Consider the following 18079-nt stretch of genomic DNA (forward strand, 5'->3'; position numbering starts at 1 on the left):
AGATCTTGGGGGAAATTGCCGGCTAAAATCATTCCTTATCTAAATCTTCCCTAATAATCTTTTTCACTGCGCGCAAGTACCCAAATACCCGACGTTAACAGATTGTAAATGTTCCATCTCCCCCCAGTCGGAACGATGTCATGTGCTCCTTGAGATCACTTCTTCTGATTCTCGCTTCAGCTATCCTTTTCGGAGCGGTTTCGAGTGCGTACGCGCAGGAAGTCCAGATTCCCAATATAGAAGTTCTGGCGAAAGGCCCGGTTCACGAAGGTTTCGCCAGTTCCTCGGAGCAGGCTCCCGTTCCCGGCACTGTTGTCACTAAAGCTCCTCCCGAACAGATCGACGAAATTCCGCCCGACCAGAAACCCGCCGGGGATACCGTAGTTTGGATTCCCGGCTACTGGGCCTGGGATGAAGAACGAGCGGATTATCTTTGGGTAAGCGGGTTCTGGCGTGTGCCGCCACCCAATCGCACCTGGGTTCCCGGAAGCTGGCGAAAGACGGATAAGGGCTACCAATGGGTTGCCGGTTTCTGGAATCCCATTCAGCAGCAGCAATCGGAAATCCAGTACTACGCGCCGCCGCCCGCCCCTCTGGATATCGGCCCCAACGTCCCTGCCCCCAACGAGACTTCGACCTACGTCAACGGCGCCTGGGTATGGAAAGGGCACTGGGCCTGGCGAACCGGGTACTGGATCGAATATCGCCCCGGTTATATCTGGGTTCCCGCCCATTATCGCTGGACACCTTGCGGTTACATCTTCATCGACGGCTACTGGGATTATGCCTTGGCCGATCGCGGAATGCTATTCGCTCCGGTCTACTTCCGGACGGCGATCTACACCCGGCCTTCCTATTACTACACGCCGACGGTCTGGATTCGCGATGATCACATGATGCGGGCTCTGTTTGTCCGACGCGGAACCGGTTCCTACTACTTCGGGGACTACTTCGGTTCGGGCTATGCGGATCGAGGTTTCACGGCTTGGATCAGCTCCGGAAACGTGGCAGTGGGCTTCGCCTACGCACGCGGCTTCTACGATCCGATGTTTTCTTATTATCGGGTAACCAACCGCACCGATCCGGCCTGGAATCGCGGCTTGGTCGATCTCTACGTCTCGCGGCACAACAATCCGGCGCTGCGTCCTCCGAGTACGCTGATTCAACAGAACACGCTGGTCAACAATTTCAACAAATCGAACTCGGTGCTCGGCGGACAACAGATCCAGAGTGTCACCATGCTTTCGAGCATTCGGGATTCGCATTCCACCTCGAGTCTGAAGTTGCAACCGATTTCAGAATCGGCTCGGCAGGACCAGGTTCGAATTGCCCGACAGATCCAGGATATGGGAAGAAGTCGCGCGGTATCGGAAACGCATTTGATTTCTTCGCCAAGTCGAAATGCGGACGGCATCCAAAAAGTCGCCCTGACCGTTCCTCGACAACTGGCGCAGCGAACCAACGTCATGAAGTTGGAGATGCCGACACAGATTCAGCACAAGGCGGAATTGATTGGCAACCCAAAGAAGGGGGATAGTATCCCGAATTCTTCGAATTCGACGACGATTCCAAAATCGAATTCACCCGCCTTGCTTCCGAAGTTGCCAACCGCGGGAGGAAGCCTCCCAACACTCCCCCAGACACCCGGCAGTCCGAATGTGCCGAGTGGCGTCGGACCTGCGATAACTCCGAAAAATCCCTCTTCCGCACCCGGCGGAACTCTGCCCAATTCCAAAGGGGGATCGGATACAAAAGGCGGCGATAAAAAATCCGGGGAGAAACGGGATCGCGATAAGCCCTAAGGGATTCTGGCCAAAGTGATCTTCCTCCTCGGAGGAGTCCTTTGAAATTTCGGTCTACTCCCTCCCCGAGCCCACCGAAACGTATAGCATATTTTGCGGAACCTGCTTCCGCTTTTATGTCGGATAAGAGCCAGCGAGTTCCTCCCAGATCTTCAGTTGTTGCGATGGCTATTCAATCCCTATTCGATTTTTCCAGGCCCACTTCGATTCACGAGTGGTACGTCGTGAATGACGATGTGATGGGGGGCATTTCGCGGAGCGAAATCTCCCGGACGGAGCGAAAGAGCCTGCAATTCACCGGCGATTTATCGCTCGAACGCAATGGCGGATTTGCCTCGGTCCGCACACTCCCCAAAAATCTCCACCTGCAATCGGGAGATATTTTGATCGCTCAGCTGATCGGGGACGGCCGGGAATATTCCTTCAATCTCTATCCCAATCGTCCCCAGACCGCATTCTCCTACCGCTGCCGGATCGCTACCCTTGCAAATCAGAGGTTGACCCACCGGTTTACTTTCGATCAATTTTTGGCCACTTCGTTCGGCCGTCCCGTTCCCGGAGCGGGATCCCTGGAACCGTCCGAAATTGCGGCGGTCGGCTTTCTTTTGTCCGATAAGTCGCCGGGCAGTTTCTGCCTGGAAATCGATTGGATTCGCGTGCAAAGACGAAGTGCGGAGGCGTTCTCCTTCTTCGCTGAAATGTGGACTTTCGAGCATCATTGATCGTAGGCAAACCGGATCGGACGCTTTTTTAGGTCTTCTTCTTCCCCTTCGAATTTATGCGAAATGACTTCTCTTACTTGACTTCACAGGGAATATCGTGTCTTCTAAGGGCACGGTCTCACCCCGAATGCAAGCGATTGACCGATCATCAGGATCCGGAGAGAAATCATGGCTCGGCATCTGTTAATTCTGAGTTGGCTTTGCCTGTTTAGCGTTGCGGTACTGCGAGCGGAAGAGAACAAAGCGTCTCACTTTCCGCCTCTGCCGGCAGCGGTTTCCAGCTTTGGAGCGATCGCTTGCGAGGGCTATGTTTACATCTACGGCGGGCATGTCGGCAAATCGCATTCGTACGATACGACGAGCGTATTGAATACGCTTCACCGCTGCGCTTTAGAAGGCGGGAAAGAATGGGAAGTCCTGCCCGCGGGCGAACACCTCCAGGGAACCAATCTGGCAAGCTACAAAGGCAAGATTTATCTGGTGGGCGGCATGCAGCCGCGCAACGCCGTTGGTGCTAAAGCGGATCTACATTCCGTGGCCGATTGTTCCTGCTATGACCCGGCCAAGAAGGTGTGGGAAAAACTAGCCCCGCTCCCGGCCGGTCGATCCTCGCACGAAGTAGTAGTAGCGGGCGATAAACTCGTCGTTGTGGGCGGCTGGCAAATGCGCGGGCTTAAGGAGAGTACAATCTGGGCGAAGACGGCTCTGACACTCGATCTTTCGAAGCCCAATGCCAAGTGGGAGAGTACCCCCCAGCCTTTCGAACGACGGGCCATGACTCTGGCCGCCATCGGCGACAAAGTTTACGCGATCGCCGGGCTGAATGGCGAAGGGGAGAGCGAGAGAACTGTGGATATTCTGGATTGCAGTACGGGAAAATGGTCGAAAGGGCCGGATATACCCGGGGACGACAAAGCGGGTTTTTCTCCTGCCGCTTGCACTTTGAACGACCGAATTATCCTGAATACTTCCGCAGGTCCGGTTTTTCGACTCTCGGCAAAAGGCGACGCCTGGGAAAAGGTCGGAGAAGTGAAAATCAAACGGATTGTGCATCGGCTGGTGCCGGTGGGAAAAGAGACAGTGCTGGTGCTCGGGGGAGCGGGCTCGGAGGGGAACGTAACTGAAGTCGAGACAGTCAAAATTCCTCAGTGAATGTCAACCGAGCTTGTGAGCTGCCGGATTTGGTCCGGAATTGCTCCGATTTCAAGGATTTGCGCTCAGTTATGGGAGAACTGCGCGATCACGGAAAAATCGGAATAGCTCAGGGAATGCTTGAAGGCAGCTCCGATGCAGTAAGTGCCGTCCAGAAGTGCCACGCACCAGGAAACTGATGCGATGACCTTCATCGCTTTCGACTGCTGCGGCATCATGAACTCTAATTCGATATCCTGATTTTTCTCGAGATCCGCCGAGATCACCAATCGAACTCCCGTCTCGGAGATGTCGAGAATCCCGACAGCCAAATTCTTCCCAATTCCCATAGTTCCCTTCAAACATTTGACGCGCAATCCAGGTTTTGCGCTCCGCCGACGCGCAAGACGATGGTTTTTGATGGGAAGTTGAACTTGGTTCATGGCAATTCTCCTGTTCAAACCTAGTTCAGGGTGAATCGCGAAGCAAGCCACTGTTCAGTAACGGATGAGAAATCCTTCGGCAATCGAGGAATTTCAGATTTCTCGATTGGCCTGTAGGACGCCCATCTAAGCGAGGTCTTTTTCGGTTAGAAGTTGAGTGGCTTTGCGTAGTCCCGAGCACTCGGAGCTTGCGAATTCTCGCAAAGGAAGTGAGTAGAGGGCCTAAAAAAATTGCGGCCGGATAAGAAGTCCGGAGAGAGCCCTAACGCGAATTCATTACGAAAGTAGCTGAGGTAGGAGCAGTTAAATCCAAAGCGCAGAAAAAAAACAATAAATGCCAAAAAAATATTTGCTTGTAAAGACTATCACTAAGAAAAGAGTTGTCGGTGTACTTTAAATATATTCCAGTTTATATAAGCCACGTTTTCAGAGCAGACCAGAGAGTTAAAAGCGGTACAATTTTAATGTTTCATAAATAAATATAAATCCTTATTGGACAATAACTTCGGTACTTATGCGGACTGCCCGAAAATGGCGATTTGTCTTGTTGTTTTTCCTTGTCCGGGTGGGCTATATTAAGTTTGAAGTTAACGAACTCTGTAATTTTCCCATCTGTATAGATCGATTGAATTTCTTGAAATCATTCAAGTTATTGAGAAATGGGAAAGTGCAGGCGTTCGATACCTTTTTTCTCTACCCCATAGGAAAGGTGTACACGATGAAGTTTCGTACTGATTTTCAGATTCGCTTCAAAGCGGGATCTTTGCCAACGGACGATCGACTCATCCCGGAAGATTTCTACAAGCTGGATCTCTTCACTTGGACTGGGGATGCGGAGTTCAGCAAGCGGTTGACCATTCGGCTCTCTTCCCTGGAGGGCAATGAAGACGTCGACTCACAGAATCATGAAGTCGAGCTCAATCGAACGGAAGTCAAAGCACTCTACGAATGGCTGAGGTTCGTTCACGCCAATATGGCCGAGGACAGTAGTCTTAACTCGTCGGCGGATTGCAACTGTGATGAAGAAGACCTGATGAAATATTCCCCCGGGTTGCGGGTTTCGACTCAGATGTGAGCTGAATTTAGCTTCTTCGTTCGAACGATTAGGGGCGGCGAATTGCAGAAGACCACTTCTAGCCGCTCCAAATAAGATTCGAGTTCAAAATCCAGCGAAAATCGCTCTCCCCGAGAGTTATTTCGCTGGAATCTGTTGGATTCCTTTCAGAGTAATGAGGCTCGCTAATCTGTTTTCATTCCCAATTCAGGCCGAAGTTTATTTCCCCAGAAGAAATATAAGCATTTCGACTGATACTAATATGATAAAAATTTCATTTGTGTATTTCTGAAAGCTCTGCTAACTTCGCATCACACGGAAGATTTCAAACTCTATCGACGCGGGCTCTCCGTGACTCATATCTATCCCCTCGTCGATGCGGAGATCAACATGTCACTTGTTTCCAGGAGGCAACTCCGGGCTCGATCAGCTTTTACTCTGATCGAGTTGCTGGTAGTAATTGCCATTATTGCGATTTTGATCGGTTTATTACTGCCAGCGGTACAAAAAGTCCGGGCGGCCGCTGCTCGCATGTCCTGTTCCAACAACTTGAAGCAGTTGGGACTGGCCCTGCACATGTTCCATGATACCAATGAGAAATTCCCTTTTGGATCCAACGATAACGGATCGGATTCAAGCGGAAACAAGATCGCGTATCTTCCCTGGGGCGTGATGATTCTGCCGTATATCGAACAGCAGAATCTCTATGCCAAATTCAACTACAATATTCCTTTCAATTCACCCCCGAATAACACCAATTCCCTCGATCCGACGCAGAATCCCGCCGCCAACAAAATCAAAACCTTTATGTGTCCCGCTTCCCCCAGTCAGGGCAACGTGTATCAGGACACCTGGGACAATAACCCCAACGCTTACGGCCCCTATTCGGGACCTTCTTCCTGGACGGTTTCCGCCAGCGATTACATAGGAATTAGCGGCGTACTGGGATCCTTCGCCGGCACCTATGTTCCCGGCGTGAATTTCGATCACAACGGCGTGCTCACCGACAATTTCCAGGTGAAAATGCTCGATATTTCGGATGGGACTTCCAACACCTGGCTGGTGGGGGAGCAGGCCGGCGCGCCTAATGTCTATGGGGCGGGCAACAAAATTATGGCTACCCCGCCGTACAATCCGGCCGCGACTTCGCTTTACATTTCCGGCAACGGCTGGGCCGATGAAAATAACGGGGACCAGTGGTTCGGCGGTTCCAGCTACGACGGTACAAATCCCATCGGGGGCGGGCCCTGCGTGATTAATTGCTCCAATATCGCGGGAATTTATTCCTTCCACGATGTGGGGGCGAACGTGCTCTATGCCGATGGACACGTTCAGTTCGTGAAAGCCTCTCTCGACCCGAGAACCGCAATTCTGCTGATTTCATTTCGGGACGGCCAGGTCCTGCCCGATTATTGAGATCGATATCCCGGTCTTGGATTCTAACCTTATTGCTCACTCGGTACGAAATGCCGAGTGCGACCCTTTTCACAGAGAGAGGTTTGATGAAGTATTTCTGGGTTGCAATCTTGAGCTTCGCCTGCATTTCCTGTTCGGGCGATCCTTATAATGGCCATCCTCCTCAGCCGGTATCGGGGCAGGTTCTCATCAACGGAGAACCGGCCAAGGGAGCGAGTATCATTTTCCATCACGAAGGGGATTGGGGGACTCGATCCATCGTTCCGCAGGCGACTTGCGATCAGGAGGGAAAATTTGTGATGTCCACTTACTCGCAAAATGACGGAGCCCCGGAAGGGGAGTATAAAATTGCTCTTTCCTGGCCGGCCTACAGGACGAAAAAAGCTTCACCCGATAAACTCAATGGAAAGTTCTCCGATCCGAAAACTTCCGGATTGAAGGTGACGATTCACCCAGGCAAAAACGAACTTGCCCCCATCGAAATTAAAGCCCGCGTTTTGGATATCAAACTCGACACGAAACACAAATGAACGGGACAACAGCCCATGAGGGATCCGGGGCACAAAACGGCTCGAACGCGAGCCGTTTTCCCGATTCCCAGAAGCAACGGCTGAACTCCCTGGATCAATTCCGCGGATTTGTCGTCCTCGGAATGGTTTTCGTCAATTTTATCGGCGATTTCGACTGGGTTCAGCAACGAGCCCCCGTCCTGCGTCACAATAACACCTATTTCAGCTTCGCCGATACGATCATGCCGGCGTTTCACTTCGCCGTCGGATTTTCGCTGCGACTGAGCTTTCTCCGGCTGTTGAACCAGGTGGGAACTTCGCAAACTCTGCTGCGGTTTCTTCGAAGAATTCTCGGACTGGCGCTGATCGGAGTGGTGCTCGAGTTTTCGGCAAATAAATCGCTTTCGTGGGGGGAGTTGACCAGCAAAAACACACTCGACATTCTGATGCCACTGCTGAAAAGCGGGTTTTGGAATACCCTGACGATTATCGCCGTCGCATCACTTTGGGTACTCCCGGTGGCAGGAGCCCGAGCCCGCTGGCGAATCTGCTATCTTTTTTTCGGCATGGCTCTTCACCTGGCTATTTGCCACGCGTTTTATTTCAATTTCCTGGTTGGACGCCCCAATATCTTGAGTGATTCTCTCGGTTCGACTTCGATTCGCGGCTTGGATGGCGGTCCGTTGGGGTTCCTGGCGTGGGGTTCTTTGCAACTGGCCGGCACTCTGGTTTGCGACCTGATGGTCGGCCTTCGTCAGGGAACGGCGTTCATTGCCGTATTGCTCGCGGGCTTATTGTGCTCGGCGGTCGGTTATTTAATTTCTTGTCTTGCGATGCTCTATCCAGTCACTCAACCCCCCACTCAAAAGGAATCGGGTCTGGTCATTGCAACTTCCCCGGTAATTCTCCCCGCTATCGATTGGAAAAATATCGATTATAGACAACTGCGTGCTCTGCCCCCGTTCGTGCAGCCGGCGGCCGAGGAACAGCGCGAATACAATTATTGGCTAGTGAGCAAAAGAATCGTCAGTCTGCCCTTTCAATTCACCGCTCTCGGTTATAGTTTGCTGGTGTTCGCCGCCTTCCTCCTTTTGAGCGATGGGCTGAAGATTTCCCTGGGTCTTTTGCGAACTTTTGGTCAAAATCCGCTAGCCAGCTATCTCGCTCACGAGATTATTTCGAGAGCGGTAGCTTCCATCGCACCGAGCGATGCCCCTTTATATTGGGTGATCGGTAGTTTCGGCGTTTACTTTCTGCTGACCTATTCCTTCATCCGCCAATTGGAAAAGAAGAAGATTTTCCTTCGCATGTAGCGAAATCCCTCCGACTTTCAGACAGTATCTCCGCGAGAACACCATGGCTGAGAACGCATCGCAGTCGACGTCCAACCGCATTGCCAGTCTGGATCAATTTCGAGGCTACACCGTTCTGGGAATGTTTTTCGTGAACTTTATCGCCGGCTTTGTCGCCTTACCTGCTTTTTTTAAACACCACAACACCTATTGCAGCTACGCCGATACGATCATGCCCCAGTTCTTTTTCGCCGTCGGTTTTTCCTATCGGCTCACGCTCTTAAGGCGTCTGCAGACTGAAGGGGCCCGGGCGGCTTATGGCCATGTCGCTTGGCGCTGTCTCGGTCTGACCCTGTTAGGACTGGTGGTCTATCACGTGGGGGGGCACCGCGATACCTGGGCGAGGCTTCAAGAGATGACCTTACTCGAATTTCTCAACGAAGGATTACGTCGGGAACCTTTTCAAACGCTGGTGCATATCGCGGTAACGTCCTTGTGGGTGATGCCAGTGATGGCCCGTTCTATTCAAATCCGAGTTCTTTTCGCCCTGGCTTCTGGAATGGCTCACCTGGGACTTTCCCACTGGTTTTACTACGATTTTGTCAACTCTGACCCGCATGGAATCGATGGCGGTCCGCTCGGTTTTCTTACCTGGACCATCCCATTGTTGGCTGGGTCCATTTGCCACGATATTGTGAACTCGTCCCCGCGCGGTCGGGCAACTGCTCTTTGCATTTTGCTGGGAATAGTCGTAATGGCCGTCGGTTACGGCGTTTCCAGTTTGGGCAAGATCAACGCAGCCCTCAGCAATCATTCCGGGAACTGGCAGGATTACCTCGCGGGACCGCCGTTCGTGCATCCCCCCGTGGATCAGAATGGAAAGCGGATCGAGCCCAGCGACCTTTGGACGATGAGTCAGCGCTCCGGGAGTTTGTCATATCTCACATTTGCGGCCGGTTGTTCCTTTCTCGTCTATGGCGTTTTCGTTCTGCTTTCGGATTACGCGGGACTCCAGTTCGGTTTGTTCCGCACGCTAGGCAGCAATGCCCTGGCGGCCTACATCCTCTCGTCGATGGTGGCCGAACCGATCAAAAAATACGCCCCGAAGGATTCTCCCCTCTGGTATGCCTTGGCGTCGTTCGGTTTGCACCTGGCCATCTTGTATATTTTCCTGAGGTATCTGGAAAAGAAGAGATTGTTCCTGAAACTCTGACGGGGGAAAAATCCGAACTTCGAGGGACTTCGCAGGAATTCCCGACACATCGTATTCATTTCTCGCCTCAGGGACTCGGACTTTGCCGCTGGATCGAACTTTCGTTCGTCTAAATTCCCTGTCGCATCTCGGTTTCGAATCGAATAAGATATATTTTGAAATTGGTCGAATCCGGCCCGTTCGAATAGACAGTGCACGGTTTTAGGAGTGTATCGAACGGCAGAGTTGACCGGCAGTTGACCCCCTCTCCTTGAACCTGATTCGTACGCAGCCACCGCAACGCTCCCCCATAGCTCGGAGCTTCAATCTCAATTTCTAAGGAGATGCAAGTAAGATGACCGCGAGTGCTACAACTGCTCAAGCCCGTGAAAAAGATCCTTTTCTTCCCGCTCTGGGGCGAGCCGGCGATCTGATCGCTCCGCGTGCCCCGCAGACCATTGAATCGGCGGCGCTGCCGGGCAACGAGCTGAGCGATCTTCTGATGCGGCTGGCCTATACCGTGCCCCGTTTCCACACGGCCTGGGTGAGCAAACAACTCCATCTCTCGCCGGCCCTTACGGATGAATTACTCTCGAAAGTCGCCAACGACGGCTTGATTGAAACCCTCTGGCAGACTTCGGAAACCAGTTCGCACTACAAAATTTCTGAAATGGGTCGCGAGCACGCCAAGCGTCTGATGGACGTGTGCGGCTACATCGGCCCCGCCCCCGTCAGCCTGGAAGCCTATTCGGCAATGCTCCGCTGGCAGTTCGCCAATACTCCCGCGGTGGTTCCGGATACCGTGGCCAAAGCCCTTTCCAACATGGTGCTCTCTCCCAAGGCGGCGCAGTTGGCCGGTCTGGGGGTCTCCTCCGGGCGCAGTCTGTTCATCTACGGTCCTCCCGGTAATGGCAAAAGTAGTCTGGGGCGATTCATTCACTCCGCGCTGCCGGGCGATTACTGGATTCCCCATGCCATCAGTGTCGGCGAAACCATCATTCGCCTCTACGACCCCCAGCTTCACCAGAAAATTGAAGGGTTCGACAAGATCGACGGGATTGATCAGCGCTGGATTCGAATCCGCCGTCCGATGGTTATCGTCGGGGGCGAATTGACGCTGGATCTGCTGGATTTGGTCTACATTCCTTCGATGAAGTTCTATGAAGCGCCGCCTCACTTGAAGGCCAATGGCGGGGTCTTCCTGGTGGACGACTTCGGTCGCGAACGCATTTCACCGGAGCAGTTGCTGAATCGGTTCATCACGCCGATGGAGCATCAGATCGACTACTTCACGCTTCGCACCGGTCAGAAATTGCAGATGCCCTTACGCCATATTCTGATCATCGCAACTAACCTGACGCTGGAAGACGTGACCGATCCGGCATTTTTACGCCGTATGGGGTATCGAATTTATCTCGGGGCACCTACCGAGGAAGACTACGCCAAGATTTTCAAATCGTACGCGGCGAAGCAGGGCGTGGAAGTCGGGAGTGAGGTCACGGATCGATTGCTGGCGAAATACCGAGAGAAGAAAAAGGAACTGCGGGCGTGCGAGCCGCGCGACCTGATCGAGCGCTCGCGGGACGTCTGCCGGTTTCACGGGAAGCCTCTGGAACTGACTCCGGACGTGCTGGATCTGGCCTGGAGCGGTTACTTCGGGGAAGTGTCGTAGTTTGCTGAAAGTCGGTCGTTGATTCAAGCTGCAGTGTGGCTCTGGCAACTCTTACCAGTCTGCGTAACTCGTTGCCGGATATTAATTTGGATGACACTGGCTACCTGCCAGTGCCAGGAAGAAATAGCCTGAAATCCCCGTCCGAAATCCCTTACAAGGCATGTGCAAGCAAAGGTAAATTGTCCTTATTGAAGAGGTACAGCTTTTGCGAATAGACATGGGAAATTGGCAGTACCATTCCTCCATGAGATATTCCGTGCTAGATGGATTCAAATGCTGAAACGCAAGCTGAGACTGGATTTGCTTGATAAAAAGGTGTTTTGGGCATGTTATCTATGGAACTTGACAAAAGGGCCAATTTCTACGATAGATGCCGATTCAGTTGATTCATTATTTGGATGCACATCTGATCAAATCGAAGAATTTTATATCACTGAGCTAACAGACGAACAAGAATGGCCCGTTATTAGAATCCCCTTGCATACCGGAGAGTCACTTGAAATAGAGTACGCAAACTTTCCTGAGGACTATGAAATAAATTACAAGGTCCTCTTGGCAGATGGATTGAAATATTACTGTCGGAAGAGGAGGCGGACACTGGCAACTGCCAGCATTCCGATGGACTGAATTATTCCGAATCGCTGAAGCCTCAGATAATCCACATATTGCAACTCTTTTGTTAATGCCAACAGTGTGGACAGTTTCGAGCGATAATATAAGTGAGATTGGTTCCAAGATTGCTATTGCATTCGAAAACTTGAAGTTGATACCCGTTAAATTAATATATCCGATGGTCGATTTATTAATAAATTCAAGCAAAAGTTCTGCATTGTGGAGTAGCGAAGCTCTTGGATGGATTAATAATTGCGATAACAGCCCGAGAAATCCCAATAGCAATCGTGCCCTATCCTATGAAGAATTTTCTGCACTCCAGATATTTTTATACAAACTGTCTTCGTAGCCGAATTCCAATTTCCCGCTTCAAACCAGGATTGCTATTAGTGCTGTCTGTTGTTCTCCTCATTCCGCTGTTTTTGTTGTGATACGCAAATAAACACCATCTCTGGTAACTCCTATCTGTCTCCATGACTCGTAGCCAGATATTGATTTGGGAGGCACTGCTATCTGCCAATGCCAGGAAGGAATAGCCCGCAAAGAGTCCGATATCCCCTTGTAATCTTGTGTGAGAGAGGGCATAGTGTCCTCATTAAAATAAGACATCTGTTGCTACTTCACACTGGACTTCAGATAGCGGCATCCTGCCTTAGATAAAATTGCGACATAAAGATGTAATCAACAAGGTGACATTAGCCTATGGTTAATATCCCTTACAAGTGGAAGCCAAAGTTTAGGTAGGATTCGTTAAAAGATGAGGGAAAAATTTTTAGTTAAACTGATGGAAAGTAGTGATCCTGGAGAACCAACTGAAATGACTCCCTCTCAGATTGCAAAATTCGTTGCAAAAAATACAAAAGACACAAAAATCGTCGATAAATTTGTAATTGCAGGAACGAATTAATCCAAATGACACGGAGTAATATCAATGACTAATGAATCTACTGTAGTTATTGCTCTAAAGCTTACCGGCTTGGGATTCGTTCCGGAAACTATAAGTGACTTGATCCAGCTTCAACCGACCAAAACGTGGAGGCAAGGAGACGCTGTCGAACGCACCCAACTGATTCGTAAACAAGATGCGTGGATTCTCGCATTGCCTCAAATGCGCTCGAATGATTTGGATTCAGCAATATGTCAGCTTTTGGCAGTTATTGGGCCTCGCCAAGAAGAATTGATTCTTGCAGCTCAAGAATTTGGTTTAAATGTTGAGGTCTCGATGGCTGTTTATATTGATGAGGGTACTCCCTCGTGTTTGCTCGAAGCCGGAACAATTGATCAACTTGCCTCTCTGGGAGCTAGCCTCGACATTGATTTAATATTGACTGATTGATTGTCGACCAAACAAACTTGAAACCCGATAAAGTTCGAGAAAAGTGATGGTGTCCCCATAAAGAAGAGGTAGTTGTTACAAATGCACACTGGTTAGTGTTTGGTACTTTCTCGCCGATCATTCAATTTGATAAGGTGTTTTCAGAAGGGAAATTTGATTTTATAGTCAAATTATTTTCAGCTACCATTTACTATGATTTCGATTACTTTAACCAATTCGAGCAGTGATCGAGTTGATTTGGTAAATAAGGGGTTTGCCCAATCGTAAAGTGACCTTTCGCTTGCTTGCTTATTATTAGATAACGCGACGAGAGTCGATTTATAAGAACCGTTTGGATCAGCGTGAGGATACCAGCCCACATCTAACAAGCATCTCATAGTTGAGTTTTCAAGTTGAAGCAAATCTTCTAAAAAACATAAACTCCAAATGCTGATTTCTTCGTCATTTATTAGTACTTTTTCGGCTTCATCAGGAGAAACATCAAAAAGATTATGATAAGCTACTCGCCAATCGGCCGGAGGATCTAGTGTAGTGTCTCACACAGAATGTGTTTTATCCAAGGTAGCCCTCGCCCGGCGGACTTTCTCCAGAATAACTTCGGCTTTGGCGGTCCACTGGAATCCCTTTCCTGTGTTGTTGTGATGATCGATGTAGTCCTCAATCGCCTGGATTAATTGCGGCACGCTTCGAAATGTGCCTCGACGCAGTCGTTTGTCCGTCAAGTCGCGAAACCAACGCTCCACCAGATTCATCCAGGAACTGCTCGTGGGGGTGAAATGCATGTGGAATCGAGAATGCCGGGCCAACCAACGACGAACTTTGGAATGCTTATGCGTGGCGTAGTTGTCCACGATCAAGTGCAAATCCAAGGACGGATCGGTGGCGGCATCGATCCGTTTGAGAAACTTGATCCATTCCTGATGTCGATGTCGCGGCATGCACTCGCCAATCACAATTCCCTCGGCCACGTTCAGGGCCGCGAACAGAGTGGTGGTGCCATGACGCATGTAATCGTGAGTCAGAGTGCCGCAACGGCCGGGTACCATCGGCAAGCTTTTTGCGTACGATCAAGGGCTTGAATCTGACTCTTCTCATCGCAACTCAGCACCAGGGCGTGCTCGGGAGGGTTCAAGTACAAGCCCACTACGTCCCACAGTTTCTCGGCGAATTGAGGATCATTCGATACCTTGAAGGTCTTATGCAAGTGCGGCTTCAAGTTGTGGGCCGACCAAACCCGCTGCACGGTGGCTTTGCTCACTCCCACCTCTTGGGCCATCGTTCGCGTGCTCCAATGCGTGGCACCAGAAGGTTTCTCCTGAGTGGTCTTGCGGAGAATTTCTTCGACGACTTTCCGGCTGATCGCTGGCGTTCGACCCGGCCGCGAAGCGTCCCGTTCGATACCCGCCAAACGCAGCTTCGCAAATCGGGTCCGCCAGCGCCACCGTGGGCTTCGACGTGCCGCACTGCTGAGCAATGTCCTTGTTCCGTACACCCGCGGCCGCCGCGAGTATGATCTTCGCCCGCAGGACCAGCCGAGCGGGAGTACTTCGTCCCCGAGACCAAGAAGTCAAAGTTTGTCGTTCCTCGTCAGAAAGTAAGATTGGCAGCGCGACTTTCATGGGTTTTCTCCTTTTCTATAGAGTAAACCGCAAAAAGGAGCTAAAAGTAACGCTATTTCTGAGACACTACACTAGTGCTCCCTCACAGTAATATTTTGGGATTGCGCTCGGTTCGCTGACCGATGATACTGGCAGCTTAGGGAGGGGCTGCCATGCAAAAGAAATACATCGTTCGGTTGTCGGTCGAGGAGCAAGCGACGTTACAGGAGGTGATTCGTCGGCAGAAGGGTTCGGCGATGAAGGTTCGCCGGGCGCAGATTTTGTTGAAGGCGGATGCGGATGGTCCGAACTGGACGGATGCCCGGATCGTGGAGGCCTTCGAGTGTCGACGTCAAACGGTGGAGATGCTGCGAGAGCGTTTGGTGACGGAAGGGTTCGAGGTCGCGTTGAACGGAAAGAAGAAACCGCCGAGGCCGACGAAACTCGATGGTGAGCAAGAGGCGAAGGTGATCGCCATGCGGTTAGGGCCGCCGCCGGCCGGCTATGCGAACTGGACACTGAAACTGCTGGCCGATCGGGTGGTCGCGTTGGAGATCGTCGATTCGATCAGTTACGAGACAGTGCGTCGGACACTCAAAAAAACGGCTTCACGGCGAAGTAGGTCGAGTACTGGGTGATTCCACCGAAGGCGGACGCGGAATTCGTGGCGGGCATGGAGGATGTGTTGGATGTGTACGCGGAACCCTTTGATTCGCAGATTCCGGTGGTGTGCATGGATGAGCAGCCGGTGCCGAGACCCGTAAGCCGATCCCGGCGGACGCGGACGCATCCGAAGCGGATCGATTACTAATACGAGCGGGCCAAAACGGCGAGTCTGTTCGTGTTCCGCGAACCGAAGTCGGGTTGGCGTCGGGTGACGGCCCGGCCACGACGGACGAAGGCCGACTGGGCGAACGAGTTGGCCGACTTGATGCGGACGCGGAATGCGAAACCGCAGCGTGGTCCCAGGCCATCCATGCGAAACAACGCGGTGTAAACTGGCAGTTCCGCACTGATGACGCCCGGAATAAACTAAAATCGCTCTATCCCAAATTAGATGAGTGATGGAAAGCTAGGGTGCGGACGCTTCGGAGAAGATTTTGTTCAGATTAGCCGTGCCCGCTAATCCTGGAGTGCAATTGCTCACTTTTTAAGATCAAATTCACATCTCTGGTGGCACGAAGTATATTCGGCCCCCATTGAGCAGATCACCGCTCGGCAGCCTAAGATAAAGGACTTCAGACTCCTCATAATGGAAAACTTTATGAGAGTCTTCATTGCGCGCCCGCACTCGATTCCCTTTTGCGACTACTCTACTAACTCCGAAATTGCAGAGTTTTTACAAGCCAGAACAGGAATGCGAATTCTTCCGGATTCCACTCGCCGGTCCGTGCTCTAAAGTCGACGTGCGAATTTGAGAGCATTTTGGCTCGATTTACCGTTTATAGTTGAAAGGTATTGGCTAATCTCCATGCGAAAAACACCTCGAAGCCTCTTCCATTTCGCCCCCAAACTCGAGCCTCTGGAATCGCGCACCGTTCTCAGCGGCAACGTTACCGCACTGGTGCTCGGCAATAGCCTGGACGTTCTCGGCGATTCCGGCAACAACTTCATTAGCATTCAGGGCACGGCTCCGAATACCGTTTCCATCAATTCGACGGATGGCTCGACCACCATCAATGGCCAGTCGGGCCCGGTCACGTTGAGCGGAATTAAAGCGGGTGTTTTCATTATCCTGGGAAACGGGGACAATAATCTCGAAATCAGCGGGGTCGATACCAGTACGGAGTTCTGGATTTCAACGGGAACCGGGAACAATACGATCGGGCTGGCCAATGTGTATTCCGGCCGGTCCCTGAATATTGCCTCAGCAGGTACAGGCTCGAACACGATCTTTGCGGACTACTGCTGGGGACTCGAAAACCTTTTCATCAATAGCGGGGCGGGAAGCGATAAGGTGGCCGTGTTGAACTCCGATTATGGTCCAAACAGTACGGTCACGACTACGGGACAGAACGGCACTCTTTCGTTGACCAACGATACCTTCGGGGCCAATTCCAGTAATAGTGGATTTACAAATGTGCTCACTAACGCGCAACCCATCGTGAACAGCTCGACCGCTTCGGTTGCCGCCGGCTCGAGTACGACGATCAATGTGCTCGCCAACGATCAGGCAGTAGTTGGGGCTCTCAATCCCAGCTCCGTCACTATCGTTCAACAACCAAGTGAAGGCACTGCAACAGTAAACAGCGACGGGACGATCACCTACGCCGCGAATAGCTCCGCCACGTCGGCAACGGACACCTTTACCTATACCGTGGCGGACACTCTGGATAACGTCTCGAGTGCGGCAACGGTTACGATCTCGGTGGCTGTGAAGGCGACTCCCGTGGCTGGAGCTGTGACGGCGAGCGTGAATGCGGGTGGAACCGTTTCGATAAATCTCAGCGGAAATACCACGGATACCGGAGGGACTTTAGATCTGAGTTCGTTGGCTATTTCAACGCAACCTTCCCATGGCACCGTGAAAGTCAACTCCGATGGAACCGTCGATTATACCAACGATGGAACCTCGAACACTTCCGATTCGTTCCAATACACCATCAAAGATACGGATGGCAACATTTCGAATGCCGGCACCGTAACCATCACCGTGAATCAGCCTCCGGTGGCCAATGCCGACACGGCGAGTGTGAACGTGGGAAGCACCGTGAGTATCAATGTCCTGGCGAACGATACCGATCCGCAAAATAGCCTCGTTCCGGGAAGTGTCACCGTCGTGCAGGCTCCGACGAATGGGACCGCCACCGCGAACAGCGATGGCACCATCAGCTATACACCGAATACTTCGACGACGGCAACCTCTGATACTTTCACATACACCGTGAAGGATGCCGCGGGTTTAGTTTCGCCACCGGGAACCGTTACAGTAACTATCAATCAGCCACCAGTGGCTAACAACGATTCTGCATCCGTTGCCGCGGGAGGAACTGTTTCGATCAATGTTGGGTCCATCGATACCGATCCGCAGAATAGTTTGAATTTGGCCAGCATTGCGATCGTGCAAGCGCCGACGAATGGTACGGCCACTGCAAATAGCAATGGAACGATCAGCTATACCAACACCACGACTACTGCAACGACGGACAGCTTCACTTACACCATAAAAGATAATGCCGGGCTCCTGTCAAACGTGGGGACAATATCCATTACGATTACCTGACCTGTCGTTCCGCACAAACTCATCAAGACCAGGAGCACTAGAGATTGAGAGGAATTCATACCTCCGCATCGCTAGTG

17 protein-coding genes and 1 pseudogene are annotated in these 18079 nt (G+C 51.6%); 16 read left to right on the top strand and 2 right to left on the bottom strand.

Translation table 11 applies throughout. The features are described 5' to 3' along the window. Positions 1-140: 140 nt before the first annotated feature. The 3 genes from KIH39_RS04460 (at position 141) to KIH39_RS04470 (ending at position 3676) form a co-directional block, all read left to right on the top strand. Positions 141-1802, top strand: coding sequence for a YXWGXW repeat-containing protein (locus KIH39_RS04460; RefSeq protein WP_213498066.1), 1662 nt, complete (start codon positions 141-143; stop codon positions 1800-1802). 116 nt (positions 1803-1918) lie between these two features. Further along, complete coding sequence (locus tag KIH39_RS04465; protein WP_213498067.1) at positions 1919-2524, top strand: CIA30 family protein; 606 nt, start codon at positions 1919-1921, stop codon at positions 2522-2524. A gap of 168 nt (positions 2525-2692) precedes the next feature. Further along, positions 2693-3676: a Kelch repeat-containing protein gene (locus KIH39_RS04470; RefSeq protein WP_213498068.1), complete on the top strand. Its 984-nt coding sequence runs from the start codon at positions 2693-2695 to the stop codon at positions 3674-3676. A 65-nt stretch (positions 3677-3741) separates the two neighbouring features. On the opposite strand, the gene KIH39_RS04475 is transcribed toward KIH39_RS04470, so the two are convergent. After that, positions 3742-4098 (bottom strand): PilZ domain-containing protein, encoded by a 357-nt coding sequence (locus tag KIH39_RS04475; RefSeq protein ID WP_213498069.1) that lies wholly within the window; start codon positions 4096-4098, stop codon positions 3742-3744. A gap of 718 nt (positions 4099-4816) precedes the next feature. Between KIH39_RS04475 and KIH39_RS04480 the strand changes: the two genes are divergently transcribed. From KIH39_RS04480 to KIH39_RS04520, 9 genes are all read left to right on the top strand, one after another. Beyond that, positions 4817-5173 (top strand): hypothetical protein, encoded by a 357-nt coding sequence (locus KIH39_RS04480; RefSeq protein ID WP_213498070.1) that lies wholly within the window; start codon positions 4817-4819, stop codon positions 5171-5173. 369 nt (positions 5174-5542) lie between these two features. Next, positions 5543-6568, top strand: a complete 1026-nt coding sequence (locus tag KIH39_RS04485) for a DUF1559 domain-containing protein (RefSeq protein ID WP_213498071.1) — start codon at positions 5543-5545, stop codon at positions 6566-6568. Between the two features lie 86 nt (positions 6569-6654). Beyond that, positions 6655-7098 (top strand): hypothetical protein, encoded by a 444-nt coding sequence (locus KIH39_RS04490; protein ID WP_213498072.1) that lies wholly within the window; start codon positions 6655-6657, stop codon positions 7096-7098. Further along, a complete protein-coding gene (locus KIH39_RS04495; RefSeq protein ID WP_213498073.1) occupies positions 7095-8390 on the top strand; it encodes a heparan-alpha-glucosaminide N-acetyltransferase domain-containing protein in 1296 nt (431 codons plus the stop codon). Before KIH39_RS04490 ends, KIH39_RS04495 begins: the two co-directional genes overlap by 4 nt. Before the next feature lie 43 nt (positions 8391-8433). Next, complete coding sequence (locus KIH39_RS04500) at positions 8434-9582, top strand: hypothetical protein (protein WP_213498074.1); 1149 nt, start codon at positions 8434-8436, stop codon at positions 9580-9582. Positions 9583-9916: 334 nt separating this feature from the next. Then, positions 9917-11233, top strand: coding sequence for a hypothetical protein (locus KIH39_RS04505; protein ID WP_213498075.1), 1317 nt, complete (start codon positions 9917-9919; stop codon positions 11231-11233). 273 nt (positions 11234-11506) lie between these two features. Then, complete coding sequence (locus KIH39_RS04510) at positions 11507-11860, top strand: hypothetical protein (RefSeq protein WP_213498076.1); 354 nt, start codon at positions 11507-11509, stop codon at positions 11858-11860. A 742-nt stretch (positions 11861-12602) separates the two neighbouring features. Continuing rightward, positions 12603-12752, top strand: coding sequence for a hypothetical protein (locus KIH39_RS04515; RefSeq protein ID WP_213498077.1), 150 nt, complete (start codon positions 12603-12605; stop codon positions 12750-12752). A 24-nt stretch (positions 12753-12776) separates the two neighbouring features. Next, complete coding sequence (locus KIH39_RS04520; RefSeq protein ID WP_213498078.1) at positions 12777-13181, top strand: DUF4279 domain-containing protein; 405 nt, start codon at positions 12777-12779, stop codon at positions 13179-13181. Positions 13182-13717: 536 nt separating this feature from the next. Here the strand turns inward: KIH39_RS04520 and KIH39_RS04525 are convergent. Continuing rightward, positions 13718-14800, bottom strand: a pseudogene (locus KIH39_RS04525) (IS630 family transposase). A gap of 152 nt (positions 14801-14952) precedes the next feature. Here KIH39_RS04525 and KIH39_RS04530 point away from each other — a divergent pair. The 4 genes from KIH39_RS04530 to KIH39_RS04545 all read left to right on the top strand — a co-directional run bounded on the left by KIH39_RS04530 (position 14953) and on the right by KIH39_RS04545 (position 18002). Beyond that, entirely contained in the window at positions 14953-15417 is a 465-nt protein-coding gene (locus tag KIH39_RS04530; RefSeq protein ID WP_213498079.1) for a helix-turn-helix domain-containing protein, read from the top strand. Further along, positions 15414-15590 carry a hypothetical protein gene (locus KIH39_RS04535; protein ID WP_213498080.1) on the top strand — a complete coding sequence of 59 codons (177 nt, stop codon included), beginning with the start codon at positions 15414-15416 and terminating at the stop codon, positions 15588-15590. The genes KIH39_RS04530 and KIH39_RS04535 overlap by 4 nt, the downstream gene beginning before the upstream one ends. A 30-nt stretch (positions 15591-15620) precedes the next feature. Next, a complete protein-coding gene (locus KIH39_RS04540; RefSeq protein WP_213498081.1) occupies positions 15621-15776 on the top strand; it encodes a hypothetical protein in 156 nt (51 codons plus the stop codon). 474 nt (positions 15777-16250) lie between these two features. Beyond that, the gene (locus KIH39_RS04545) at positions 16251-18002 is read left to right on the top strand and encodes a beta strand repeat-containing protein (RefSeq protein ID WP_213498082.1); all 1752 of its coding nucleotides are present in this window, start codon (positions 16251-16253) and stop codon (positions 18000-18002) included. Positions 18003-18079: the final 77 nt, after the last annotated feature.

The sequence above is a fragment of the Telmatocola sphagniphila genome, assembly GCF_018398935.1.
In the GTDB taxonomy this organism is placed as follows: Bacteria; Planctomycetota; Planctomycetia; order Gemmatales; family Gemmataceae; genus Telmatocola; species Telmatocola sphagniphila.

What these genes read in the sequence shown, in the direction of transcription:
- KIH39_RS04520 (WP_213498078.1), top strand. Translation starts at nt 12,777, where the DNA reads ATGACTAATGAATCTACTGTAGTTATTGCTCTAAAGCTTACCGGCTTG.
- KIH39_RS04545 (WP_213498082.1), top strand. Translation starts at nt 16,251, where the DNA reads ATGCGAAAAACACCTCGAAGCCTCTTCCATTTCGCCCCCAAACTCGAG.
- KIH39_RS04530 (WP_213498079.1), top strand. Translation starts at nt 14,953, where the DNA reads ATGCAAAAGAAATACATCGTTCGGTTGTCGGTCGAGGAGCAAGCGACG.
- KIH39_RS04485 (WP_213498071.1), top strand. Translation starts at nt 5,543, where the DNA reads ATGTCACTTGTTTCCAGGAGGCAACTCCGGGCTCGATCAGCTTTTACT.
- KIH39_RS04505 (WP_213498075.1), top strand. Translation starts at nt 9,917, where the DNA reads ATGACCGCGAGTGCTACAACTGCTCAAGCCCGTGAAAAAGATCCTTTT.
- KIH39_RS04515 (WP_213498077.1), top strand. Translation starts at nt 12,603, where the DNA reads ATGAGGGAAAAATTTTTAGTTAAACTGATGGAAAGTAGTGATCCTGGA.
- KIH39_RS04470 (WP_213498068.1), top strand. Translation starts at nt 2,693, where the DNA reads ATGGCTCGGCATCTGTTAATTCTGAGTTGGCTTTGCCTGTTTAGCGTT.
- KIH39_RS04480 (WP_213498070.1), top strand. Translation starts at nt 4,817, where the DNA reads ATGAAGTTTCGTACTGATTTTCAGATTCGCTTCAAAGCGGGATCTTTG.
- KIH39_RS04510 (WP_213498076.1), top strand. Translation starts at nt 11,507, where the DNA reads ATGCTGAAACGCAAGCTGAGACTGGATTTGCTTGATAAAAAGGTGTTT.
- KIH39_RS04490 (WP_213498072.1), top strand. Translation starts at nt 6,655, where the DNA reads ATGAAGTATTTCTGGGTTGCAATCTTGAGCTTCGCCTGCATTTCCTGT.
- KIH39_RS04460 (WP_213498066.1), top strand. Translation starts at nt 141, where the DNA reads ATGTGCTCCTTGAGATCACTTCTTCTGATTCTCGCTTCAGCTATCCTT.
- KIH39_RS04500 (WP_213498074.1), top strand. Translation starts at nt 8,434, where the DNA reads ATGGCTGAGAACGCATCGCAGTCGACGTCCAACCGCATTGCCAGTCTG.
- KIH39_RS04495 (WP_213498073.1), top strand. Translation starts at nt 7,095, where the DNA reads ATGAACGGGACAACAGCCCATGAGGGATCCGGGGCACAAAACGGCTCG.
- KIH39_RS04465 (WP_213498067.1), top strand. Translation starts at nt 1,919, where the DNA reads ATGTCGGATAAGAGCCAGCGAGTTCCTCCCAGATCTTCAGTTGTTGCG.
- KIH39_RS04475 (WP_213498069.1), bottom strand. Translation starts at nt 4,098, where the DNA reads ATGAACCAAGTTCAACTTCCCATCAAAAACCATCGTCTTGCGCGTCGG.